This window comes from Planotetraspora thailandica (genome assembly GCF_016863335.1).
GTDB lineage: Bacteria > Actinomycetota > Actinomycetes > Streptosporangiales > Streptosporangiaceae > Planotetraspora > Planotetraspora thailandica.
Genome location: NZ_BOOR01000025.1, coordinates 172,145 through 195,985, shown reverse-complemented (window position 1 = coordinate 195,985; position 23,841 = coordinate 172,145). Strand labels below are relative to the sequence as shown.

At 71.1% G+C, this 23,841-nt stretch carries 18 protein-coding genes; 10 read left to right on the top strand and 8 right to left on the bottom strand.

Translation table 11 applies throughout. From position 1 onward, the window contains the following. The first annotated feature begins 4 nt into the window (after window positions 1-4). The 5 genes from Pth03_RS18695 to Pth03_RS18675 all read left to right on the top strand — a co-directional run bounded on the left by Pth03_RS18695 (window position 5) and on the right by Pth03_RS18675 (window position 3,393). Window positions 5-2,176, top strand: a complete 2,172-nt coding sequence (locus Pth03_RS18695; protein WP_275413137.1) for a peptidase domain-containing ABC transporter — start codon at window positions 5-7, stop codon at window positions 2,174-2,176. 132 nt (window positions 2,177-2,308) lie between these two features. After that, the gene (locus Pth03_RS18690; RefSeq protein WP_203945575.1) at window positions 2,309-2,566 is read left to right on the top strand and encodes a hypothetical protein; all 258 of its coding nucleotides are present in this window, start codon (window positions 2,309-2,311) and stop codon (window positions 2,564-2,566) included. 85 nt (window positions 2,567-2,651) lie between these two features. Continuing rightward, the gene (locus tag Pth03_RS18685; protein WP_203945574.1) at window positions 2,652-2,882 is read left to right on the top strand and encodes a hypothetical protein; all 231 of its coding nucleotides are present in this window, start codon (window positions 2,652-2,654) and stop codon (window positions 2,880-2,882) included. Window positions 2,883-2,915: 33 nt separating this feature from the next. Next, on the top strand, window positions 2,916-3,143 hold the full coding sequence (locus Pth03_RS18680) for a mersacidin/lichenicidin family type 2 lantibiotic (RefSeq protein ID WP_203945573.1): 228 nt from the start codon (window positions 2,916-2,918) through the stop codon (window positions 3,141-3,143). Window positions 3,144-3,177: 34 nt separating this feature from the next. Next, window positions 3,178-3,393: a hypothetical protein gene (locus tag Pth03_RS18675; protein WP_203945572.1), complete on the top strand. Its 216-nt coding sequence runs from the start codon at window positions 3,178-3,180 to the stop codon at window positions 3,391-3,393. Between the two features lie 127 nt (window positions 3,394-3,520). On the opposite strand, the gene Pth03_RS18670 is transcribed toward Pth03_RS18675, so the two are convergent. The 5 genes from Pth03_RS18670 to Pth03_RS18650 all read right to left on the bottom strand — a co-directional run bounded on the left by Pth03_RS18670 (window position 3,521) and on the right by Pth03_RS18650 (window position 12,675). Further along, complete coding sequence (locus tag Pth03_RS18670; protein WP_203945571.1) at window positions 3,521-6,349, bottom strand: ATP-binding protein; 2,829 nt, start codon at window positions 6,347-6,349, stop codon at window positions 3,521-3,523. Window positions 6,350-6,406: 57 nt separating this feature from the next. After that, complete coding sequence (locus Pth03_RS18665; RefSeq protein WP_203945570.1) at window positions 6,407-7,060, bottom strand: TetR/AcrR family transcriptional regulator; 654 nt, start codon at window positions 7,058-7,060, stop codon at window positions 6,407-6,409. 259 nt (window positions 7,061-7,319) lie between these two features. Then, complete coding sequence (locus tag Pth03_RS18660) at window positions 7,320-8,648, bottom strand: hypothetical protein (RefSeq protein ID WP_203945656.1); 1,329 nt, start codon at window positions 8,646-8,648, stop codon at window positions 7,320-7,322. A gap of 78 nt (window positions 8,649-8,726) precedes the next feature. Further along, a complete protein-coding gene (locus tag Pth03_RS18655; RefSeq protein WP_239119167.1) occupies window positions 8,727-11,753 on the bottom strand; it encodes a bifunctional [glutamine synthetase] adenylyltransferase/[glutamine synthetase]-adenylyl-L-tyrosine phosphorylase in 3,027 nt (1,008 codons plus the stop codon). A 202-nt stretch (window positions 11,754-11,955) separates the two neighbouring features. Continuing rightward, the gene (locus tag Pth03_RS18650; RefSeq protein WP_203945569.1) at window positions 11,956-12,675 is read right to left on the bottom strand and encodes a type 1 glutamine amidotransferase; all 720 of its coding nucleotides are present in this window, start codon (window positions 12,673-12,675) and stop codon (window positions 11,956-11,958) included. A gap of 69 nt (window positions 12,676-12,744) precedes the next feature. Here Pth03_RS18650 and Pth03_RS18645 point away from each other — a divergent pair, with 69 nt between their 5' ends. Next, window positions 12,745-13,617: an alpha/beta hydrolase gene (locus Pth03_RS18645; RefSeq protein ID WP_203945568.1), complete on the top strand. Its 873-nt coding sequence runs from the start codon at window positions 12,745-12,747 to the stop codon at window positions 13,615-13,617. Between the two features lie 190 nt (window positions 13,618-13,807). Here Pth03_RS18645 and Pth03_RS18640 read toward each other — a convergent pair whose 3' ends face one another. From Pth03_RS18640 to Pth03_RS18630, 3 genes are all read right to left on the bottom strand, one after another. Then, on the bottom strand, window positions 13,808-14,569 hold the full coding sequence (locus Pth03_RS18640; protein WP_203945567.1) for a hotdog fold domain-containing protein: 762 nt from the start codon (window positions 14,567-14,569) through the stop codon (window positions 13,808-13,810). 201 nt (window positions 14,570-14,770) lie between these two features. Further along, window positions 14,771-16,132, bottom strand: a complete 1,362-nt coding sequence (gene glnA / locus Pth03_RS18635) for a type I glutamate--ammonia ligase (RefSeq protein WP_203945566.1) — start codon at window positions 16,130-16,132, stop codon at window positions 14,771-14,773. A 115-nt stretch (window positions 16,133-16,247) separates the two neighbouring features. Continuing rightward, a complete protein-coding gene (locus tag Pth03_RS18630) occupies window positions 16,248-17,210 on the bottom strand; it encodes a DUF5937 family protein (RefSeq protein WP_239119151.1) in 963 nt (320 codons plus the stop codon). A 79-nt stretch (window positions 17,211-17,289) separates the two neighbouring features. Between Pth03_RS18630 and Pth03_RS18625 the strand changes: the two genes are divergently transcribed. The 4 genes from Pth03_RS18625 to Pth03_RS18610 all read left to right on the top strand — a co-directional run bounded on the left by Pth03_RS18625 (window position 17,290) and on the right by Pth03_RS18610 (window position 23,833). Then, window positions 17,290-18,489: an MDR family MFS transporter gene (locus tag Pth03_RS18625; protein WP_239119150.1), complete on the top strand. Its 1,200-nt coding sequence runs from the start codon at window positions 17,290-17,292 to the stop codon at window positions 18,487-18,489. 68 nt (window positions 18,490-18,557) lie between these two features. Then, window positions 18,558-20,549, top strand: coding sequence for a sensor histidine kinase (locus Pth03_RS18620; protein WP_203945565.1), 1,992 nt, complete (start codon window positions 18,558-18,560; stop codon window positions 20,547-20,549). A gap of 3 nt (window positions 20,550-20,552) precedes the next feature. Then, window positions 20,553-22,031, top strand: a complete 1,479-nt coding sequence (locus Pth03_RS18615) for a BTAD domain-containing putative transcriptional regulator (RefSeq protein ID WP_239119149.1) — start codon at window positions 20,553-20,555, stop codon at window positions 22,029-22,031. A 50-nt stretch (window positions 22,032-22,081) separates the two neighbouring features. Continuing rightward, window positions 22,082-23,833: an NAD+ synthase gene (locus tag Pth03_RS18610; RefSeq protein ID WP_203945564.1), complete on the top strand. Its 1,752-nt coding sequence runs from the start codon at window positions 22,082-22,084 to the stop codon at window positions 23,831-23,833. Window positions 23,834-23,841 lie beyond the last annotated feature (8 nt).

The window sequence follows — 23,841 nt, the reverse complement described above, 5'->3', positions numbered from 1 at the left end:
AGCCGTGCGCCATCGTGTTCCCGTTCGTCTCCAGATGACCCGCACCGAATGCGGTGCGGCGTGCCTGGCCATGGTGCTCAGCCACCACGGCAGGGACACGTCGGTCTCCGAATGCCGCGACCTGCTCGAGCCGGGACGCGACGGCGTCTCACCGGAGAGCCTGGTCGCGGCGGCCGGGAAACTCGGGATGCGTGCCACCGCGGAACGCGTCGAGGACCTGCTCGCCAGGCCGCTGACCCGGCCCGTCATCGCGTACTGGAGCAAACACCACTACGTGGTGCTCGAGCGGGCCACCGGGTCCAAGGTGCGCGTGGCCGACCCCGCGCGCGGCCGGCGCACGCTCACCCGCGAGGAGTTCTCCGACGAGTACGGCGGGGTGGTCGTCGACGCCGAACCAGGCGAGGATTTCGTCCGGCGACGCACTCCCTGGCGGCAGCGTATCCTCGTCCGCTACCTGCGGGAGTTCGTCGGGGTGCGGGGTGGGCGGCGCATCCTGCTGTCGATCCTGCTCCTGGCGGCGGGCCTGCAGATCCTCGGACTGTCCCTGCCGCTGGCGACCAAGTTCGCCGTCGACTATCTCGTCCCCGACGGGCGTCACGACCTCCTCTGGATTCTCGGGGCCGGCGTGCTCGGGATCGTCGTTCTGCAGGGTGCGCTCAGCCTCTTCCGTGCCCGGCTGCTGCTCGCGCTCCGGGCCAAGGCGGACAGGCGGCTGATCGGCCGGTTCGTGACCCATCTCCTACGGCTGCCGCTCGGGTTCTTCCTCCAGCGGAGCCGGGGCGACCTGCTGATGCGGCTGAGCAGCGTGTCGGCGGGCAGGGAGGCGGTCACCCAGCAGGTGCTGACCCTGTCGCTGGACGGCGTGCTGCTCATCGGGTATGTCACCGCGCTGACCCTGATCAGCCCGTGGTACACGGTGATCGTGGCCGTGCTCGGGGCGATGCAGATCGGCCTGATGCTCAGCTCGTACAACAGGGTGCGCGTGCTCTCACAGCAGGAGCTGACCACCCGCGCCGAGGAGCAGAGCTATCTCATCGAAGCGCTGCAGGCGATTCTCCCGGTGAAGGCCAACGGCGTCGAAGAACAGGCGCGCCGACGCTGGAGCACGCTGTTCGACACCTACCAGACGGCCATGGTGCGCCGAGGTAAGGCCACTTCGTGGTTCGAGGGCGGTCAGGCGGCCCTGTCGGTGCTGGCGCCGCTCGCCCTGTTGTGGTGCGGGGTATGGCTGGTGCTCGGCGGCCGGATGACGCTCGGCTCGATGCTCGCCGCGAACACCCTGGCCATGTCCGTGCTCTCCCCACTGATGGGGTTCGTGGGCGTCATCCAGTTGCTGTCCATGTTGCGCGGCCAGATCGAGCGCATCTACGACGTGCTCGACTCGGCCGCCGAGCTGAGCGGCGACCGGACCCTCCCCGACCGCCGGCCGGTCTCCGTGCAGGCACGCGACGTCGTCTTCCGGTACGCGCCCGAGTCGGCGCCCGTGGTCTCCGGCGTGTCGTTCACCGTGGCTCCGGGAGCCAAGCTCGGCGTCGTCGGCCGTACCGGCTCAGGCAAGAGCACCTTGGCGCTGCTGGTGCTCGGCCTGCTGAGGGGGGAGGCGGGAGAGATCCGCCACGACGGCGTCCTGGTCGACGACCTCGACCTCGGGGACCTCCGGCGGGGATGCGGCGCGGTCCTCCAGGAGTTGTCCCTGTTCAACGGCACCATCCGGGACAACATCACGCTCGGCAGCCCCGACGCCACGGATGCCGACGTGGTCGAAGCGGCCACCTTGGCGGGGCTCCACCAGGACGTCCTGCGTCTGCCCATGGGATACAAGACCACCGTCGGCGAGGGCGGAGCGTCACTGTCCGCCGGCCAGCGGCAGCGTGTGGCGCTCGCCCGTGCGCTCGTCCACAAGCCCAGGCTGCTGATCCTCGACGAGGCGACCAGCCACCTCGACCCCGAGACCGAGCGCCGGGTGGACACGGCCCTGTCCGCCCTCCGGGTGACCAGGATCGTCATCTCCCATCGCCTCAGCGCGATCAGGAACGCCGACGAGATCGTGGTCGTGCGCGAGGGACAGGTGGTCGAGCGAGGCCGGCATGAGGACCTGCTCGACCGGCTCGGCGACTACCACAGCCTCTTCGGGGACGCGGCGTTCACTCCCGCCGCGCAGCCCGCACTTCCCTGAACCCCGTGTTTCGTCCACGGCCGGCGAAACCCCATCGAGCGAGGGCGTGTCCCCCCGCTCCCCCGAGCTCGCGGCGACGGCCGAGCCGCGTGAGTGAAAGGCATCACCCCCCGAAACAGAGAGGAATCCATCATGTCGATGGAGGAAGCACAGGACCTGATCAAGTCCTGGAAGAACCCCGAGCTGCGCGCCGACGGTGCGGCGCACCCCGTCGGCGACATCGACCTCGGCATCACCGGTGGTGAGGGCGAGACCACCAGCCTGCCGTGCGTGGGCCTGGCCACCGCCCTCGCGAGCTGCTGGCCGTCGTGCTCCAACACGGTCTGGGCGGGCAGCTGCCAGATCATGAGCGTCGGCTGCTGCAAGCCCCACCTCGAGCCCACCGGCTGACATGCGCACATGCGGGTGGCGGGCGCCCCGCCACCCGCATGTCCCCCTCCGGCACATCCCTTCACGCGGCAAGGAAGTGATCCTCATGTCCGGCAACGACATCATCCGCGACTGGAAGGACCCGGAAAGCAGAGCCGTCTCCGGCGCCGACCACCCCGCCGGGTCGATCGAACTGGGGCTCGGCATCTTCGGCGACCCCATCGCGGCGAGCACCGAGAAGGCGCTGAGCCTCGGCTGCTGCAACGGCTTCACCTCGTACCACACCTGCTTCTCCGGTATGGATTCCTGCAACTACATCACCATGGGCTGCCAGTGAGCCGCCCGCAGAAACGCTCCCCGGGAGTGCCGCATGCCCGGTGACGAGATCGTTCGTTACTGGAAGGACCCCGAGACCAGAGCCGCCCTCCCCGATGTGACGGCGCATCCTTCCGGATCCATCGAGGTCTGGGGCGGTGCGTTCACCGACCCCGTCGCCCTGAGGACCGAGTACGTGCTCACCATCGGATGCTGCCCCTCCCTCCCCTGCATCTCCACGCCGCCGGAGAACTGCGGGCTGACCGTCGGCGGCTGCGTGTGACCCGCTGACGGTACGACGACAAGAAAGGCACGACATGTACGACGACCTCATCCGCGACTGGAAGGACCCGGAGAGCCGGGCCGTCTCCGGCGGCGCCGGCCACCCCGCGGGAGCCATCGAGCTCGGGGGCGGCGCGTTCACCGACGCCATCGCCGCGAGCACCGAGAAGGCGCTGAGCCTCGGCTGCTGCAACGGCCTCACCGACAAGGTGGCCTGCCACCCCGTGTTCTCGGCCATCACGATCTGCTGAGCCACCACCGCGACGCGTGATCTCGCCAGGTGCGACACCGGTGAGGCGATCGCGCCGGGCGGGTGGGCGGTGACCCGATCTCCGCCCACCCGTCCATGTGATTTCTCCGCCGCCGCAGGGCGAGCCGTCACGGCGCTTCGGCCAGCCGATGGGCCAGAGCCGTACGGGTGCTCACGCCGAGCTTCTGGAAGACCTTGGCCAGGTGGGTCTCCACCGTGCGGGGGCTGAGGAACAGCCGCTCGGCGATCTGGCGGTTGGTCAGCCCCTGCGCGGCGAGCTCGGCGATCTCCCGCTCCCGGCCGGACAGCCCTCCCGGCTCCGGCGAGCGGCGTCTGACCCGCGCCCCGGCCCGGCGCTGCTCGCGGCCCACCTGCCGGGCCAGCCACGACGCGCCGCTGTCGGCGAACAACTCCCTGGCCACGCCGAGCTCGCGCTGCGCCGTGCGCGTCTCGCCCAGCGCGGAGGCGAGTTCCGCGAGGAGCGTGCGCGCCAGTCCCTCGTCGATCGGGCGCGAACCGGCCGCGAACAACTTCACCGCCTTCCGTGCGGCGTCCGCCCCCGCCGCGTGGTCGCCGCGGGCCTGGGCGATGACCGCCCTGGCCCGGGCGACGGAGCCGAGCTGCGCCCGCGACACGCCCCTCTCCGTGACCGCCGCCGCCCGCAGGTACCACTCCCATCCGGCTTTCGCATCGCCGCAGGCGACCTCGGCCTGCGCCCTCAACGCGTACACCGACGGCGCGTGCGGCCCGAGGCCCTCGGGGTCGGAGCCGAGCCCCGCCAGCACGTCCCGGCACCCCGAGGGGTCGCCCGCGAGGAAGCGCGCCTCCGCCACGGTCTGGTCGGCGACGCCGCGCCACCACACCGAGCGCAACGTGTGCCCGTCCCTCATATCCGTGATCGTCGGCAGCGCGGCTTCGGGACCTTCCCGCCACAACAGGGGAAGTGACTTGATCGCCGCGACGAAGGTGTAGAGCTCCGCGCTGTCCAGGTGCCGGGCGATCTCCTCGCCGTCCTCGGCGTCGGTCAGCGCCTGCGGCACCATGCCGAGCCGGCCGTGGACGACGGAACGCACGACGTAGAGCTGGGGCACCACATGGTCGTGGCCGTACCTGCGGGCGGTGCGCAGGCCGCGCTCCACATGGCGGAGCGCGTCTTGATGCTCGTCGACGAGGAACTCGGCCCAGGCCAGCACCGGCATGAGGTCGAGATCCTCACGGAGTTCGAGGTCGGTCAGGGCGTCGGCGGCCAGGCGCGCCTCCTCCAGCAGCGTCAGGCCCCTGCCGAAACGGCACCGGTACAGCTCGGCGAGCGCCGTCATCGTCATTGCGACGGCCGTGAGCCCGGGACGGCTGCCGGGGCCGACGCACCGCAGCGCCTCGGCGGCGCCCTCGGCTCCGCGCAGCCAGTCCCCTTCGAGCATGTCGATGGCGGCGAGCTCGACCAGCAGGCCGACGTGATCGGGCGAGCCGGGGCCGCCAGTCCTGGCCAGCTCGGCGGCGAGCAGGGCACGGGCCTCGGGCAGCCTCCCCAGTGCCCGCTCAGCGGCGCCGAGGCACTCCAGAGCGGCATAACGGCTCGGTCCCTCGCCGGCGGCGAGCTCGTGCAGGATGGCGCCCCCTTCGTTGAACCGGCCCGACGCGTTCAGGGCCTTGGCCAGCGCCAGCCGCAGCTCGTTCCTCTGCTCGGCGTTCGGCGGCCCTTCGGGCAGCGCCCACAGGGCGGCGCGCAGCCATCGCATCGCCGTCGCGGGGGCGATGTCCACCGAGTGCAGCGCGGCCGCCGCGAGAAGGTCCGCTCCGGCGACGTCGCCGGGTCTCACCCCGTGGAAAAGGTGCTCCGCGCGCACCGACAACGGGGCGTCCCGCCCGGCCAGATGATCGGCGGCGCGGAGATGGGCGGCGACCCGCCACGTCGCGGTGGCCATGCGGTACGCGGCGGCTCGGACCAGCGGGTGCCGGAAGCGCAGCGTGCCGTCGGTGACGCGCAGGACGTCCCGGGCGACGAGTTCGTCCAGGGCCTCCCTCACGTCGTCTCCGGCCATCGCGGCCACGGCGGCGACCAGCGCGGGATCGAGCGGGTCGGCGGCGACCGACGCGGCGTGGGCGACCGTCGCCAGCGGCGGAGGGAGCGTGGCCAGCTCTCTGGCGATCAGGGCGTCGAGTCCGATGCGCCCGCCGTACCCGGTGAGCGCCGCGTCCAGTTCGTCCACCGCATGGACCGGCAACTGGCTGAGAATCTCCAGGTAGAGCGGGTTGCCGCGGCCGATGCCGTACAACCTGCGGCGGTGTGCCGGCGACGCGGCCGGCATCAGCGGCTCCGCGTCCTCCGGCGACAGCGGGCCCAGCGGCATGTGGAGGACGGGCGCGACCGATCCGGCGAGCGACCGTTCGAGCTCCGCCGGCAGGCGTCCGGTGCGGACGCTCAGGACGACGACGGTCCTGCGCGCCGGATGCCGCACGAGGTAGTCGACGAGTTCCACCGAGGCCGCGTCCGCCCAGTGGACGTCGTCGAGCAGGACGAGCAGGCCGTACGGCTCCGCGGAGGCCTCCAGCAGGGCCCGCGACTGCCGGTGCACCCGGTGCCGCTCCACGGGAATGACCGGGGCGGCGTCCCCGGGGGACGGCGTGACGGCCAGGCGGGCCCGCAGCCACTCGGCGTGCGCGGCCAGTTGCGGATGCCCGTCGGCGTGCTCGAGGGCGTCCACCGCCAGCGCCCACGGCATGCCGCTCGCCGTCTCCGTGGCCCGCCCGGACATCGCGGGAACCTCGTGGGACGCGGCCGCCACGGCGAACGCCGAGAGCAGCCGGGACTTGCCGATGCCGGGCTCCCCGCTCACGACGACGAAGGCCGGCTCTCCTCCCCTCAGCAACGCGCGCAACCGCGTCAGCTCGCCTTGGCGGCCGGGGAGGACGTCGGTCTTCGCGGCCGGTTCGGGGGCGTCGGCGCGCCGGATCATCGCTCGGTCTCCCTGCGTCGTGGGGGTGCTCACCCGCCGCGGGAGACCGGGGCGGGTCTACTCGCCGGCTTTGGCGGCTCTCATGCGGCCGACGGGCGGCGGGTCGTCCTGGATGAGTGCGGACTCCGGAGCGGGAAGCCCGTACATGGCGTGCAGGCGGCGGCGGACGCGCTCCAGGGGGTAGTCGTCCTGATAGACCGCGGCCTTGAAGATCACACCCTCGAGAACGCTGCGGAACATCACTTCTTCGAGGGCCGGGTCGTCCGCGCCGCGCGCCGCGAACAGGTCGCGCAGACCGTCCTCCAGGCCGGCGACCTGTTCCTCCTTCCGCGCCTCCGCCTGCGCGAAAAGGGGGTGCGTGGAGGGATGGATCACGAGGCTGAGCGTCATCCGCTGCACGGGCAACGTCTGCGCCACGGTGAGCAGGACGCCGTCGATGATCGCCGCCAGGCGCTCGTCGGGCGTCCCCGTCACGTCCAGGATGGCGGTCACACTGTCGATGTAGCGATCGAGGAGATGGTCCACGAGGATCTGCTTGCCTGGGAAGTAGTAGGTGATCAAGCCACGAGAGACCCCGGCGCGGGCGGTGATGTCCGAGATCGTGGCGTTGTGATAGCCCTTCTCGGTGAAAACCTCCAGAGCGGCGGCGAGGATGCGTTCCCGCGACTGCTCGCGCATCTCCTCGTTGGCCCGCGCCGATCGTGGCGACACCCTTGTCCACCTCACTGACTCGCATCATGGCCTCAGCCGGGGCGGTGGCCGCCCCGAAGCCATTGTCGCGTGAACCGCTCAGCCGGCGGCTCGGTGGCATGTGGTCGCGCATGAACCTTCGATCCGTCTCGTGACAATTGTTGACTGTACATGCATCCAATGAAAAACGATCAACCGCCTGGTGGACATCGTCCGACACAGCGGAACGGCCGCCTCCCCCACATCGCGGGGGGAGACGGCCGTTCCGTCGGGGAAGCCGCTACTGCTTGGCTGAGCTGCTCAGGCGTGAGCGCAGGCCGGTGACCCGGCGCAGCATGTCCCACCAGAACGGCGCGCCGAAGAGGATCGCGATCAGCGTCAGCAGATACCCCGGCCAGTGACCGAGCGAGCTCAGCCGGTCCCACCATCCACCGGGATGCCAGGCCCACGAGGGACCGGAGCTCTCCATGGTCGCGCTGACCGGGGCGTGGGTGAAGATCTTGACGAACGCCGGCGTGCTGAGCACGTCGGTCACGCACGTGTAGGTGTCCTGCCCGGCCGCGCACTGCTCCCGCAACGGTTCGAGCGCCTCCGGGCCGGAATCGGCGAAGGCCGTGACCGCGCTGCGGTAGGCGCTGTCGGTCAGGAGTGTCTTGCCGTACTCGAGGGCGTCCATGCTGAAGAACAAGGTGACGACCAGCGAGAGCAGGGCCACGACCCAGCGCACGTACCGCTTGTAAAGCAGCGAGAGCCGCTGCATCTCACCGTCGAACCATTCCTCGACGCCCCGCCTGAATGCCTCCAGGTCATTGTTGGCCTTGTCCCAGACGGCTTTCAGCGGCCGGTAGAGCGGGCTCTTGAGCGTGTCGAGCTCGGCCATCAACGGCTCGATTCCGCCCCGCTCGGTGGCGATCTCCATGAGCGCCACGGCGAACCGGGACGGCGGGATCTCGGCGATGGTGGTCTTGCCCCGCTTGGACTGGTCGATCTCCTGGAGCCGCTCGTGCAGCAGCTCGGCCATCGACTTGCCATGTCCCGCGACGGCCACCTGCGGTGCTGCACGTTCTTCGGGATCGGCCTGGTCGGCCGGGTGAGCCGGGTCCGCGACGGCGGGATCCGCGGTCACCGCCTCTTGCGGCGCCGATCCTGGCAGAACCGTCGTGTCGGCGACCTGCTCGGCGGCGACGGTGCCCGGCGCGGCGGCCAGCGGAGGGCTCTCCACCGGAGCGGGCACGGGAGCGAACGGGGGACGCGGATCCTTGCCGAACGGCAGCTTCGCGAACACTCCGAGCACGGTCGCGGGCAGCCGGGAGCGGCCCTCGTCCCTGTCCTCGGGCGGGAGCAGATCGAGCAAGGGACGCCGCATCCTGCGCCCGAGCCCCTTCAGCGTCTCAAGGACGCGCTCCACCATCCGGGCGAGCGACGACACCTTGTTCACGGCCTCCGCGCCGTCGAGGGTGTCGCGGAGATAGGCCCACAGGAATTTGCTGCGGATGCCGAGCAGCCTGACTATGCCTTCGTTCAGCCCGCTGACCAGTAAGGAAAGGAGCAGGAAGGCGAGAATGAGACCGATTGCCAGATCTATGTAATACGAGATCAATGAGATCACCCGCACCGTTGATACACCGTGGCAACGTGGGTGCGCAACGTTTCAGATAATCCAGATCTGACCTGAGAAATACCGGATTCAGTCTTCGTAGAAAACGCGCTCGGCGACGGCTCTGGCTCTGCGGGTGACGCGGCGGTAGTCGTCGATGAAGTCCTCGGAGCCGTCCGGCGGATAGCCGAGTGCCCGGGAGATCAGCGCACGCTCCTTGACCAGGCCGGGAATGCTGTCGGCCGCCCGGCCGCGCACCAGCATGATGGCGTCGCGGATCCGGGAGGCGAAGCGCCACGCCTCGGCCAGCACCGCTTCGTCGGCCTGCGCCAGCAGGTCCTCCGCGACCGCGGCCCGTAGGGCGTCGAGGGTCCGGGTGGTCCGCAATGCCGGGACGGCTCCCGCGTGCCGCAGTTGGAGGAGCTGCGCCACCCATTCGACGTCGGTCAGCCCGCCCCTGCCGAGCTTGGTGTGCAGGGTCGGGTCGGCGCCCCTCGGCAGCCGCTCGGCCTCCATCCGCGCCTTGAGCTTGCGGATCTCCCTGACGGCCTCCGGCGAGACCCCCTCGGCCGGGTGGCGGAGCGGGCCGACGAGGTCCGTGAACTCGGCGCCGAGCTCGGCGTCTCCGGCGCAGAATCTCGCGCGCAGCAGCGCCTGCGCCTCCCAGTGCGACGACCACCGGTCGTAGTAGGCCCGGTAGGACCCGATGGTGCGCACCAGCGGCCCCTGACGCCCCTCCGGGCGCAGGCCGGCGTCGATCTGCAGCGGCGGGTCGGGCGCCGGGAGGGTGAGCAGCCTGCGCATCTCCTCGGCGACGGCGTGGGCCGCGTCGGTGGCGTCGCGTTCCGCCACGCCGGGCAGGGGCGAGTGCACGAACATGACGTCGGCGTCGCTCGCGTACGAGCTCTCCATCCCGCCGAGGCGTCCCATCGCGATCACCGCGAAACGGGTCGGGAAGTCCTCCCGCCGTCCCCCGCACAGCTTGTTGATCGTCACGTCGAGCGCGGCCTGGATCGTCACGTCGTTCAGCGACGACAGCGCCTGACCGACCTCCTCGATGTCGATCACGCCGAACAGGTCGGCGCATGCCGTGCGCAGCAGTTCCCTGCGCCGCAGGGCGCGGATGGCGGCGACGGCGGACTCCGCGTCCTGCCCGTGACGGCTGACGGCGGCCGCCGCCTCGGCCGCGAGCGTCGCGGCCGGCCGTACGGCGAGCTCGCTGTCGGAGCCGAGCATGCCGACCGCGTCGGGCGCGTGGAGGAGCAGCCCGGTGACGTAGCGACTGGTCCCGAGCAGCCGGGCCAGCCGCTCGGCCACGGCCGTCTCGTCGCGGAGCAGCCGCAGATACCAGGGGGTCGAGCCGAGCTTGTCGCTGACCTGCCGGAACCCGAGCAGGCCCGCGTCGGGGTCGGGCGCGTCGGCGAACCAGCCGAGCATGACGGGCAGCAGCGTGCGCTGGATGGCGGCGCGCCGGGAGACGCCGCTGGTCAGCCCGGCGATGTGCCGCAACGCGCCGTCCGGGTCGGCGTAGCCGAGCGCCTCCAGCCTGGCCTTGGCCGCCGCAGCCGACAGGCGCGCCTCCGACTCGGGCAGGCGGGCGACCGCCTGCAGCAGAGGCCGGTAGAACAGCTTCTCGTGCAGCCGCCGCACCTCGAGGGCGTGGCGCTTCCACGTCGTCGTGAACTCCCCCACCGGGTCGGTCGTCATCCCGAGGCCCCGGCCGATCCTGCGCAGGTCGGCGGGGTCGGAGGGCACCACGTGCGTACGGCGCAGCCGATGGAGCTGGATCATGTGCTCGACCTGGCGGAGGAAGGTGTAGGCCTCCGCGAGCGCCTTGGCGTCTTCACGCCCCACGAAACCGCCCCTGGCGAGCGCGGCCAGCGCGGGCAGGGTGGCGCGGCGGCGCAGCAGGGCGTCGGATCGGCCGTGCACGAGCTGGAGCAGCTGCACCGCGAACTCGATGTCCCGCAGCCCCCCCGGCCCCAGTTTGATCTGCCGTTCGGCCTCCCCGGCGCGGATGTGCGCCTCGACGCGGCGGCGCATCGCCTGGACGTCCTCGACGAAATGCGGGCGCGCCGCCGCCTGCCAGACCATCTCGTTGACCGCGGCGACGTACTGCTGGCCCAGCTCCAGGTCTCCGGCGACCGGCCGCGCCTTCAGCAGCGCCTGGAACTCCCAGGTCTTGGCCCAGCGGCGGTAGTAGGCGAGGTGGCTTTCGAGGGTCCGCACGAGTGGACCCATCTTGCCTTCGGGCCGCAGATTGGCGTCGACCTCCCACAACGAGCCCTCGGGAGTGCCGGCCGAGCAGGCCCTCATCATGGCCTGGGCCAGCCGGGTGGCGGTCTGCAGCGCCTTGGTCTCGTCGACGCCCTCCTTGGGCTCGGCGACGAACACGACGTCGACGTCGGAGATGTAGTTCAGCTCGCGCGCGCCGCACTTGCCCATCCCGATGACCGCCAGCCGTACGTCGGCCGAGCCGGGGACCTCCGCGCGCGCGACGGCGAGAGCGGCGTCGAGCGCCGCGCCCGCGAGGTCGGCCAGGTTGGCGGCGGTATCACCGAGCGTCGCCTCACCCGTGACGTCCCGGCCGGCGATGTGGAGCAGCCTGCCCCGGTAGGCGACCCGCAGCGCGTCGAGGGCGGGAGACCCGGAGCCGGCCACGCCGGGGAGCGGCTCGGCGACGGGCTCGGGCACGTCCGGGTCGGCGCCGACCGCCAGCAGGAGCTCCTCCCTGAGCTCCCGATCGGTGGCCCGCCCTTCGTTCACGAGCACCCGCAGGCAGCCTGGATGCCGTACGACGTGGTCGCCGAGGGCGGCGCTCAGCCCGAGGACGCCGAGCAGCCTGCGCCGCATCGCGGGATCCTCCCGGAACGCGCCGAGCACGCTCGGGTCGCTCGCGACCAGCCGGTCGAGCGAGCTCAGAGCGAGGTCGGGGTCCGCCGCCGCGACCAGGTCGCCGAGCAGCTCGAAATCACTGACCGCTTCAGGGCCGAGCCCGTCGAGCAGCCGCTCGGCGCGGGCGCCGTCGGCGAAACCGAGGGCGGCCAGCCTTCCTGCTGTGGTCTGGATCCGGGGCGCCGTGTCGACCGTTCCTTCCTCGACGCCGACGTTGATCACGCCGGCCACCCGTGGTGGGGCTCCCCAGTAACGGTACACATGGGATTACAGCTCTCCTCGCCCGAGATCGGCCCCCGACTGGCACCGCGCACACGGTAACCCGTGACCTTGTGCGACGTCCTTAGCGGTTTCTCAGCGTAATCACCTCATCACGCGGATTGCGCGCGCCCTTGCGACCTGCCCGGCATGGCGCAATCGCGTGTCACGCGACGGCCTGCTCGTCCCTCCACCCGAGCGTCACGGCCGCGAACGCCTCCCCGAGCGGGCGCCACGTCTCCTCGAGCTCGCCCTCCGCCGCCGCGACCTCCGCGCTCAGCTCGGCGGCCAGGTCACGCGGCAGATCGCCCTCGTCCGCCCATGTCTGGAAGATCGCAGCCGTCGCCTCGGGGTGGAACTGCACGGCCCACGCGTTGGGGCCCAGCCGGTAGGCCTGATTGGGATAGCGCTCGCCCGTCACCAGTCGTACGGCGCCGGGGGGCAGCACGGTCGCGGCGTCGTAGTGGTACTGCACCGCACGCACGCGACGGGGAAGACGGCTGAAGAGCGGGTCGGCGGCGGCTTCGGGAAGGGGCTCCACGGCGGTCAGCCCGACCTCCAGGCCTTCCGCGCCTCGATCGACCGTGCCGCCGCACGCGATGGTCATGAGTTGCGCACCCAGGCATATGCCCAGGGTCGGCACGCCGTCCTCGACCGAACGGGCGATGAGGGCCCTCGTCGCCGGGAGCCAGCCGTACCCCTCGTCGTCCCACGCGGAGGCCGCTCCGCCGAGGACCACCAGCCCGCCCGGCGCGCTCGCCGGAACCGGTTCCCCCTTGTACGGCCGGACCACCTGGCATTCGACTCCGGCGTCCTCCAGCCACCCGCCGACGAATCCCAGGCCCGCCTCGGCCTCATGCTCGATCACCACGACTCGTTCCCGCATGAGGCGAGCTTAAGTACACGTCCGATCACGCGGTATACCGGGGCATTGTCGTGTCGTACGGTCTCAAACATGCAATTCGACCATGTCAACGTCCCGGGCGGCCGTCTCCGCATCGCCCGGTTCGGCGAAGGACCGCGCATCATCCTCGCGGCACACGGCATCACGGCGTCCCTCATGGCCTGGCGCACCGTCGCCGAGGCGCTGCCGCCCGGCTGGTCACTCGTCGCACCCGACCTGCGCGGGCGCGGTCACAGCGCGGACGCCTCCGGCCCGTACGGCCTGCCCCGCCACGCCGACGACCTCGACCTGGTGGCCGACCACGTCGGCGCCGACGAGACGAGCGTGCTGACCGGCCATTCGCTGGGGGCCTACATCGCGGCGCTGCACGGCGCCAAGCGGCGGTACGCGCGGGTCGTGCTCGTGGACGGCGGCCTGCCGCTGCCCATGCCGCCGGGCGCGGATCCCGACGCGGTGCAGGAGGCCAGCCTCGGCCCGGCCATCCAGCGGCTCAGGCAGACGTATCCGAGCATCGAGGCCTACCTGGACTTCTTCCGGGCCCATCCATCGTTCGTCGGCCACTGGACCTCCGCGGTCGAGGAGTACGTGCGCTACGACGCCACCGGTGAGGGCCTCGACGGCGGCGCGGTCAGGTCACGTGTGCGCGAGGAGGCCGTACGGCAGGACGGGCGCTGGTTCCGGGTCGAGGTTGAGGAGATCGCCGCGGCCCTCGAGGCGATCGAGTCCCCGCTGTCCCTGCTGCGTGCTCCGCGCGGGCTGCTGAACGAGGAGGGCGGCCTCCTTCCCGAGGACCTGACCGCGGCGTGGCTGGCCCGCCTGCCGGAGATGCGGCACGAGCTCATCGGCGACTGCAACCACTACACGATCCTCTTCGATCCGCGCTGCGCCGCCGTGGTGGCCGACCGCCTGACCGCCGAGCAGTGACTGCGTGCATGATCAGGTACGGAAAAGGCGCAGGCCAGAAGGCCTGCGCCCGATTCCGTGCATGATCACGAATTGCGTATCGCCTGGTCAGGCGGCATTCTCCCGAACTTCTGCATGATCACGGCTCGGGAGATGCCAGGCCAGAGGGCTTGCGCCCGAACTTCTGCATGATCACGCCCAGGGGGGTGGGTCAGGGGCGGGGGGTGATCCAGGTGGCCTCGGCGGCGGCGATCAGGGTGCCGTCGGCCTCGTACACGGCGCTGGCGCCGAAGAGCTTGCGGCCCTCAGAGCCGACCGCACGCGCGACGACCGAGTACCTGCCTCCGGGGTAGACCCTGCCGAACACCTGACCGGTCAGGCGGCCGAGCAGGGCCGACTCCACCGGCTGCACGGGACCGCCGTCGGACCCCTCGGCCCGGTAGCCGGCCCATCCGGTGGCGCAGTCGAGAGCCGCCCAGATGATCGAGTCGGGCACGACGCCGTTCTCGTCGGTGACGCCGACGGGAACGCGCCAACCGGCGGCCACGAGGTCGGTGCCCTCGATCGGGCCGGGGAAGATCCGCAGCCCGTCGCCCGGTTCACGCAGGCCGCAGGCGAAGCATCCCGCTATGGGGTGCCGGACCTGCCCGGGGAATCCCGCCTCCGCGCGTGCCGCGTCGTTGAACGCGACGAACGGCGGAGCCTCGAACACCTGCCCCAGCACCGGGATCGCCTCGACGAGATGGCGGTCGCCCTGGACGAGGGCGACCGTGTTGCCCACATGCTCGATCGCGAGCTCGGTCTCCAGCGGGACCGGTTTATGCAGGGTGACCTCCACGGCCGAGTCGTGACCGCCCCCGGTCAGCGAACTCGCCAACGTCCCCGCGATCCATCCGCCGTTCGCCGTGCCCTCTGGCCCCCGGAAGCGCTCCGGCACGATCAAAACGGTCCGCAGCCCCGCAGCCGCCGTCATTAAACCGCACTCTCCCCACGTCACGTCTCGTTACGGTCCATCCGCATCATGCGTAACAACCGACCGGATTTTACTCTTCCTGCAGAGAAGAGCTAATCAGTCGCGGATGTCCCGATAGTTAGCGATCTGTGACGTGACAATGACGGTAAGAAACAGGCCGCCCGGGCCGTCGGGCCCGGGCGGCGGACGTCGCGCGCGAGATCAGAGAATCGGCAGGTAGCGGCCGAGCTCGTACTCGGTGACCTGGCGGCGGTACTCAGCCCACTCCGCCCGCTTGTTGCGGAGGAAGAAGTCGAAGACGTGCTCGCCCAGCGTCTCGGCGACCAGTTCGCTGCGCTCCATCACCGAGATCGCCTCGTCCAGCGACTGCGGCAGCGGCTGAATGCCGAGCGCCCGCCGCTCCCCGCTGGTCAGCGCCCACACGTCGTCCTCGGCGCCGGGAGGCATCTCGTAGCCCTCCTCGATGCCCTTGAGACCGGCCGCGAGGATCAGGGCGAACGCCAGGTAGGGGTTGCAGGAGGAGTCCAGCGAGCGGAACTCGATCCGGGTCGACCCGCCCTTGTGCGGCTTGTACATCGGCACCCGGACGAGCGCGGAGCGGTTGTTGTGGCCCCAGCAGATGTATGAGGGGGCCTCCCCGCCCGCGCCGGCGATGGCCTCCGCGCCGCCCCACAGCCGCTTGTAGGAGTTGACCCACTGGTTGCAGACGGCGGTGAGCTCGGCGGCGTGCTTCAGGAGGCCGCCGATGAACGATCGCCCGATCTTGGAGAGCTGGTAGTCGGCGCCCGGCTCGTAGAACGCGTTGCGGTCGCCCTCGAACAGCGACATGTGCGTGTGCATGCCGGAGCCGGGGAACTCGGTGAACGGCTTGGGCATGAACGAGGCCCACACGCCCTGCTCCAGCGCGACCTCCTTCATGACCAGGCGGAAGGTCATGATGTTGTCGGCCGTGGTCAGCGCGTCGGCGTAGCGCAGGTCGATCTCCTGCTGGCCGGGGGCGCCCTCGTGGTGGCTGTACTCCACCGAGATGCCCATCGACTCCAGCATCATGATCGCGTTGCGGCGGAAGTCGTGCCCGGCGCTGTGCGGGGTGTGGTCGAAGTAGCCGCCCTCGTCGATCGGCATGGGCTTGTCGCCCTTCTCCGGCCGCTTGCGCAACAGGAAGAACTCCACCTCGGGGTGGGTGTAGAACGTGAAGCCCATGTCGGCGGCCTTGGCCAGCGTGCGCTTGAGCACCCACCGGGGGTCGGCGTGCGAGGGCGATCCGTCCGGCATGAGGATGTCGCAGAACATGCGCGCGGTGCCGGGCGACTCGCTCCGCCAGGGCAGCACCTGGAACGTGGCCGGGTCGGGCTTGGCCAGCATGTCTGACTCGTACACCCGGGAGAAGCCCTCGATCGAGGACCCGTCGAACCCGATGCCCTCGGCGAAGGCGCCTTCCAGTTCGGCCGGTGCGATCGCCACCGACTTCAGGAAACCGAGCACATCGGAGAACCACAGCCGGATGAAGCGGATGTCGCGCTCTTCGAGAGTGCGGAGAACGAACTCCTGCTGGCGGTCCAAGGCATACCTCTCCGGGAACCTACGTCTGGTCGACTACCAGTGTGCCTCTTGTGTGTTTCACAGGCGTTACGAGGGATTGTGAGGGGCCATCCCGCGACAGTGCGCGAAATGCCACTCAGGCCCCTCTGACGAGCGCGTCTCCCATGGAGGTCCTGCCGTACATGACCTCGCGGCCCAGTCGCTGGCGGGTGACGAGCCCGCCGTCGGACAGGACGGCCAGATGCTGGCTCACGGCCCCGGGGGTGAGCTCGAGCCGCCGCGCGAGCGCGGTGGTGGAGGCCACGTCCTCCAGCGCGGTGAGGATCCTGGCGCGGCTGCGGCCGATCAGCGCCGACAGGGCCCCGGGCGTGCAGGCGGCCTCGGACGACCAGAGCATGCCGATGCCCCGCGCCGGGTAGCTCAGCATCGGCTGGTACGGCTCGTACATGATCGCGACGTCGCGCCAGTAGAACGCGCTCGGCACCAGCACCAGGCCCTCGCCTCCGACCGATCCGGTGTGGTCGTGGAACTTGGCGGTGACCAGCCGGTCGCCCTGCCAGGTCACCGAGGGGTGGAGGTCCTCGAACAGTTCGCGCACTCCCCCGGTGGCGAGCCTGCGCGAGCGCCACAGCACGTCGGCCTCCAGCAGCCCGTGGACCACCGGCCAGAACTCCTCGAAGGCGATCTTCCAGTACTCGTGGAGCCGGTCGGCCACCCGCCGGACGCCCGCGACGGGATCGTCCTGGAAGCGCGCGGCCAGCCGCGGATCGGGGCTCTGCACCCAGGCCACCTCGTCGGCCGCCTGGTCGGGATCGGTGCTCCTGACCCGGTCGAGCTCGGCCGTGAAGTCCGGCAGAGGCGTGTCGGGCGGCGGGGTGAGGAAGTCGGGCATGTAGCCGGTGACCGGCACCAGCGCGAACAGCTCGGACATGTCGACGTCACGCAGGCGTGGCCGTACGGCATGCAACCAGGGCAGGTGGAGTGGATTGCGCGCCGGGGTCCGGAGCACACGAAGGGAGGAGACCAGCTCCCACATCGGCGAGAACGCGAAGCGCAGCCGCGCCACGTCGTCGGGCCCGAACAGCCACTCGACCGCCACCGAAGGCCTCCGCCCCGAATGATTTAGTCAGCGCTAAAAGATTGGCATCGCCCCCGGCCGTTGTCCAACGCTGGGACCTGTGACCACTGTGATCGAGAGGCCCGGGTTCCTGCGCAGCGCGACGGGCGGGCTGCCACGTCCCTTCTGGGTGCTCTTCGCCGGAACGCTGGTGAACAGGCTCGGGACGATGGTGGAGCCCTACATCGGCATCTACCTGAGCCAGGCGCGGGGCATGTCCATCGCCATGGCCGGGGTCGTCATGACGACGTTCGGCCTCGGATCCGTGCTTTCGCAGCCGTTCGCCGGCTGGCTGACCGACCACTTCGGCCGCCGCGTCACGCTGACGGGAGGCATGATCGCCACCGCGGTCACCTTCGTCATCCTCGGCTACACGACGAGCGTGCCCGGCCTGATCATCGGGATGCTCGCCCTCGGCGTCTTCGTCGACTCCTACCGGCCGGCCTCACAGGCGCTGGTCGCCGACCTGGTCTCCCCCGAGGACAGGCCGCGGGCGTTCGGCCTGCTCTTCTGGGCGGTCAACCTCGGGTTCTCCATCGCGATGGTCACGGGGGGCTGGCTCGTCAGCGTGGGCTTCACCACACTCTTCTGGGTCGACGCGGTGACCTGCCTGATCTTCGGGGTGCTGGTGTGGCGGGCGATCCCGGAGACCCGGCCGGAGCGGTCCGAGGCCACGCCGGGCAGCTTCCGCGACGTGCTGCGCGACCGGGTGATGGTCGCGTTCTTCCTCGTGTCGCTGACCTACGCCTTCGTCTACCTGCAGGCCTACACCACGATGCCGCTGGCGATGACCGGCCAGGGACTGCCCGCCGGGGCGTACGGGCTGGCGATGGCGGTCAACGGCCTGCTCATCGTGATCGTGCAGCCGCTGACCAACACGTGGTTGTCCCGCAAGGACCCGACCAGGGTGCTGGCCGTCGGATTCACCGGCGTAGGGATCGGCCTCGCGCTGACCGCGTTCGTCTCCTCCACGCTCGGCTACGCGGCCACGGTCGCCGTCTGGACGCTGGGCGAGGTCTTCACCGCGGGAGTGGCGGGAACGATCATCGCCGTGCTCGCCCCCGCCCACCTGCGCGGCCGCTACTCGGGCTTGCACGGCCTGGCCTGGTCGGGCGGGGGCCTGCTGGCCCCCCTCGTGGGGACACGGCTGCTTGAGGCGGGCCCGCAGGTGGTCTGGCTCGTGGTGGGCGGCATGGGCCTGGTGGCCGCCGCCGCGGCCCTTGCCCTGGGCCCGGCGATCCGGCGCCGATCGGCGGTGTGACCCGGCGTATGCCGTCCGTCGCCAAATCAACCGCCATCGGGGCACGAACGGCATAATCCTCTTTCAAGATGAAAGAGGATCAGGGGTGGCGGACGTTCGCCTGGGTGATCGCGGCGGCGGCGCTGGTCCTGACTCCGGTGGGAATCATGATCCAGCTCGGGATCCCCGCCGAATGGCAGCCCCACATCCTGTGGACTCCCGATCTCGGGGTGGCGGCGACCTTCCCCGTGGTGGGCGCGTTCCTGGTCTCGCAGCGCCCCCGGCTCAGCGTCGCGTGGCTGATGTGCGCCGGAGGCCTGCTCGGCTCGGTGAACGTCTTCTTCACCGCGCTGTCCTTCTCCGCGGCGGCGCACGACGACATGACGACGGCAGGCGTCGCCCGCTGGTTCAGCGTCGCCTCCTGGGCCGCCGGAGGGCTGCTGCTGGCCGTGGTGCTCCCGCTCACCTCGCCCACCGGCCGGCTCCCTTCACCCCGCTGGCGGCCGGTAGTCGTCGTGGCCGTGGCGGCGACCGTCGCCGAGATGGTTCTCAGCGTCCTGCGGCCCGACCCCGATCCGGCCGGCTACGCGTGGCCCGAGGTGATCCACAACCCGCTGGAGGTACGGGCGCTCGCGGAGGTCTACCCGGCCGCCTGGCAGGTCCTGCAGTACGTGATCATGGCGTGCGTGGTGGCGGCGCTCGCCTCCCTCGTCGTGCGGTTGCGCACCGCCGATCCGGCCACACGGCGGCAGATCGCCTGGCCCCTGATCGCCTTCGCCGGCTATGTGGCGTTCTACGTGATGGGCGAGCCGATGTGGGCGGTCGCCACCGCGTGGACGGCGGTCATCCCCGTCGCCGTCCTGTTCTCCGCGCTGCGGTACCGCCTGTACGGCATCGACACGGTGATCAGCAGGGCCTTCGTGGCGGCTGGCCTGATCGCCTCCGTCAGCGCGGTCTACTTCGGCGTCGGCGCGGTGTCGAGCTTCCTGGTCTCCGGCTATCACCAGGTCGGCGGGCTGGCCGCCGCCCTGTTCGCCGGTGCGTTCTTCCAGCCGCTGCGGCGCGCGCTCCAGCGCGTCGTCGACCGCACCCTGTACGGCAGAGCCGGCGACCCGGCGCTGCTCGCCGAGCGGCTCACCGAGGAGGTGCGCAGGGCCGACCCGGCCGACGCGCTGGTATCGGTGGTCACAGTCGTGCGGGACGGCCTGGCGGTCGACGGCGTGGCGGTGGAGGTCACCGACGGCCGGCCACGCTATGTCGAGAGCGGGGACGTCGGACCGTCCCCGCGCCAGATCACGCTCGTCTGGCACGGGGAGCCCGTGGGCCGGCTGATGATCGGCCGCCCTGGGGCACGGCGCTTCGCGGCGGCCCACGACGAGCGGGTGATCACCACGTTGCTGCCCCACGTGGCCGACGTGGCCCACGCCGTGCGCATGGCGGCCGACCTCCAGCGCTCACGTGAGCGCATCCTGGCCGCGCGCGAGGAGGAGCGGCGGCGGCTGCGCCGCGACCTGCACGACGGGCTCGGGCAGACGCTCGGCGCGATGGCCATGACCATCAACATGGCCAGGATGAGCCTGAGCCGCTCACCCTCGGCGGCGGACGGCCTGCTCGGCGACCTGCGCGCCGAGATGGACGCCGTGACCAGCGACATCCGCGACCTCGTGTACGGCCTGCGGCCCCCGGCCCTGGACGATCTCGGGCTCGCGGGAGCAGTACGGGCCCTGGCGGAGGAGAGCCTGCCCGCGGGCGTCGGCGGTGCCGTCGAGAGTGCCGAGGAGGACCTGGAGAACCTGCCGGCCGCCGTCGAGGTCGCGGTCTACCGGATCGTCCAGGAGGCACTGAACAACGTCAGACGGCACGCGCACGCCTCCCGCGTCCTGATCGCCGTCGAAAGGACCCGCGGCGAGTTGCGCCTGCGCGTCGCGGACGACGGGATCGGGCCGCTCACCCGGGTGAGGGCGGGAGTGGGCATGTCATCGATGCGGGAACGGGCCGCCGAACTGGGCGGAAGCTGCGTCGTGACCGGCGGGGACACCGGCGGAACGGTCGTGGAGGCCCGCTTCCCCCTGAGCGTGTGAAGCGTGATCTACGCTTTCGATGCGATGGTGATATTTCGTGTTCTTGGACCGTTCGAAGCGACCACCGGCGACACCCGGCTCGACCTTGGCGGGCCGCGGCAGCAGGCCGTGCTCGTCCGCCTTCTCGTGGCCCGGGGACGCGCCGTCCCGACGAGCACGCTGATCGACGAACTGTGGCCCGGTGAGCCGCCGGCTCAGGCGCTCGCCACGATCCAGGGCTACGTCTCGCGGCTGCGGCGCGTGCTCGAGCCTGGCCGCGCGCCCAGGGAGAAGGCGGACGTGCTGGCCTCGGCCCCGCCCGGCTACGCCCTGCGGGCCGCGGACGTGGACTCCTGGCGGTTCGAGAACCTGGTCAAGGCCGACCACGGCGGCGACCCGGGAACGACGCTGGAGCAGATGGAGGTCGCGCTGCGGTTGTGGCGCGGGCCCGCGCTCGCCGAGTTCCAGGAGCTGCCCTGGGCGCAGGCCGAGGCAACGCGGCTCGACGAGCTCCGGCTGGTCGCCGTCGAACGCCAAGGTGACGCCGCCGTACGGCTCGGCCGTTCCGGAGCGATGATCGCCGACCTGGAGGCCCACGCCGCGGCGCATCCGCTGCGCGAGGAGGCCTGGCGGCTGCTCGCGCTCGCGCTCTACCGGGCGGGCAGGCAGGGCGACGCCCTCGGCGCGGTCTCCCGCGCCAGGGTCGCGCTGCGCGAGGAGCTCGGCCTCGACCTCGGCCCCGCGCTCCAGCGGCTCGAACAGGACATCCTCACCCAGGCGCCCGAGCTGGACATCCCCGCGCAGGCGCCGGGAGGCGACGCGGGGCCGCAGGCCCCCGGACGGCAGGCCGCCCCGGAAACGGCGCTGCGCGTGGTCGTCGCCGACGATCAGGCGCTGATCAGGACCGGCCTGAAGGTGATGCTCGACGACCAGCCCGGCCTGGAGTTCGCGGGTGAGGCCGAGAACGGCGAGGAGGCGATCGCGCTGGTCCAGGCGGTCCGGCCCGACGTCGTGCTCATGGACATCCAGATGCCGCGCCTGGACGGCCTGGCTGCGGCCCGGCGCATCCTGGCCGCCGGCGCGCCGCCCAAGGTCATCATGATGACGACGTTCGGCACCGACGAGAACCTGTACGCGGCCCTGCGGGCGGGCGTGAGCGGATTCGTGCTGAAGACCTCGCCGCCCGAGCAGTTCATCGCGGCGATCGAGGCGGCGGTCGCGGGCGACGCGCTGCTCGACCCGGCGGTCACCACGCATCTGATCGCCGCCTTCGCCGGCCGGCCCGACCCCGCCGTGCCGGACGGCCTGTTCGACGCGGACGTCGACCTAGTCAAGCTGGTCGCGCGGGGGTGCACCAACAGGGAGATCTCCGTCACCCTCGCCACGCCGGAACACGAGATCGCCGCCGAGGTCGCGGGCCTGCTCAGGCGGCTGGGCCTGGTCGACCGGGCCCAGCTGGTGGTGCTGGCCTACGAGCGAGGCCTGGTCAGCCCGGGGAGCTGACCTTATCGTCTCTTTGACGACAACAAACGGGACGTTCTAGGGTATTAGTCGTGGCTCAACTCCGAATCGCCCTCGCCCAGACCAACCCCGTCGTCGGCGATCTGTCCGGGAACGCCGACAAGCTCGTGGAGTGGACCCGGAAGGCGGCCGACCGCGGCGCCCACCTGGCGGTCTTCACCGAGCTGTTCCTGACGGGCTATCCGGCGGAAGACCTGACCCTGCGCTACTCCTTCGTCGAGGCGTCGGTCGCCACGCTGGGCTCGGTGGCCGAGCGGCTGGCCGCCGAAGGGCTCGGCGAGCTGCCCGTGGTGGTGGGATATCTCGACCGGGCCGGCTACGCCCCGCGGGTCGGCCAGCCCAAGGGCGCCCCGCTCGACGCCGCGGCCGTGCTGTACCAGGGCAGGGTCGTCGTCAAGTCGGCCAAGCACCACCTGCCCAATTACGGCGTGTTCGACGAGTACCGCTATTTCGTGCGCGGCGACCGGCTGCCCGTCATCCGGCTGCACGGCGTCGACGTGGCCATCGCCGTCTGCGAGGACCTCTGGCAGGAGGGCGGCCCCGTCTCGGTGGTGGCCGAGGCAGGCGCCGGGCTGCTCGTCGTGCCGAACGGCTCGCCGTACGAGATGAACAAGGACGACGTGCGGCTGGAGCTGTGCGCACGGCGGGCGCGCGAGGCCGGCTGCGCCCTCGCCTACGTCAACATGGTCGGCGGCCAGGACGAACTGGTCTTCGACGGCGACTCCCTCATCGTCGACGCCTCGGGAGAGCTGGTCGCCCGCGCGGCGCAGTTCACCGAAGAGCTTCTGGTCACCGACCTCGAACTGCCGGAGGCCACCGGCGACCTGGGCGAGCGCCAGGTCGACGCCCGCGACGGCACGTACATCACGGTCGAGCGCGTGCTGCTGTCGGACACGCCGGTCGAACCGTACGAGCCGGAGCCGCCGGTGATCGCGGAACGGCTCGACGACCTGGCCGAGGTCTACAACGCGCTCGTGCTGGGCGTGCGCGACTACGTCGCCAAAAACGGGTTCGGCTCGGTCATCCTGGGCCTGTCCGGAGGCATCGACTCGGCGCTGACCGCCACCATCGCCGCCGACGCCATCGGGCCGGAGCGGGTCAACGTGGTGCTGATGCCCTCCCGCTACTCCTCCGACCACTCGATCACCGACGCCGAGGAGCTGGTGCGCCGGCAGGGGCTCAACGCCAGGGTCGTCCCGATCGCCGACGTGGTCACCGCCTTCGAGAAGGAGATCGAGCTGCACGGGCTGGCGGCGGAGAACCTGCAGGCGCGCGTCCGCGGCATGATCTTGATGAGCCTGTCGAACGAGCACGGCCACCTCGTGCTGACGACCGGCAACAAGAGCGAGCTGGCCACGGGTTACTCCACGCTCTACGGCGACTCCGCCGGCGGGTACGCCCCGATCAAGGACGTGCTCAAGACGATGGTGTGGCAGCTCGCCCGGTGGCGCAACGCGCAGCCCGGCCCGCCTCCGATCCCGGAGAACTCCATCACCAAGGAGCCCAGCGCCGAGCTGCGGCCCGACCAGCGCGACACCGACTCGCTGCCGCAGTACGACGTGCTCGACCGGCTGCTGAGCGACTACGTGGAGCAGGACATGGGCCGCGACGAGCTGATCGCCGCCGGCCACGACCCTGAGCTGGTCACCCGGATCATCCGGCTGGTCGACCTGGCCGAATACAAGCGCCGGCAGTACCCGCCGGGCCCGAAGATCACGCCCAAGAACTTCGGGCGCGACCGCCGTCTTCCGATCACCAACCGGTGGCGGGAGACCCTCGCCTGACCGGTCGC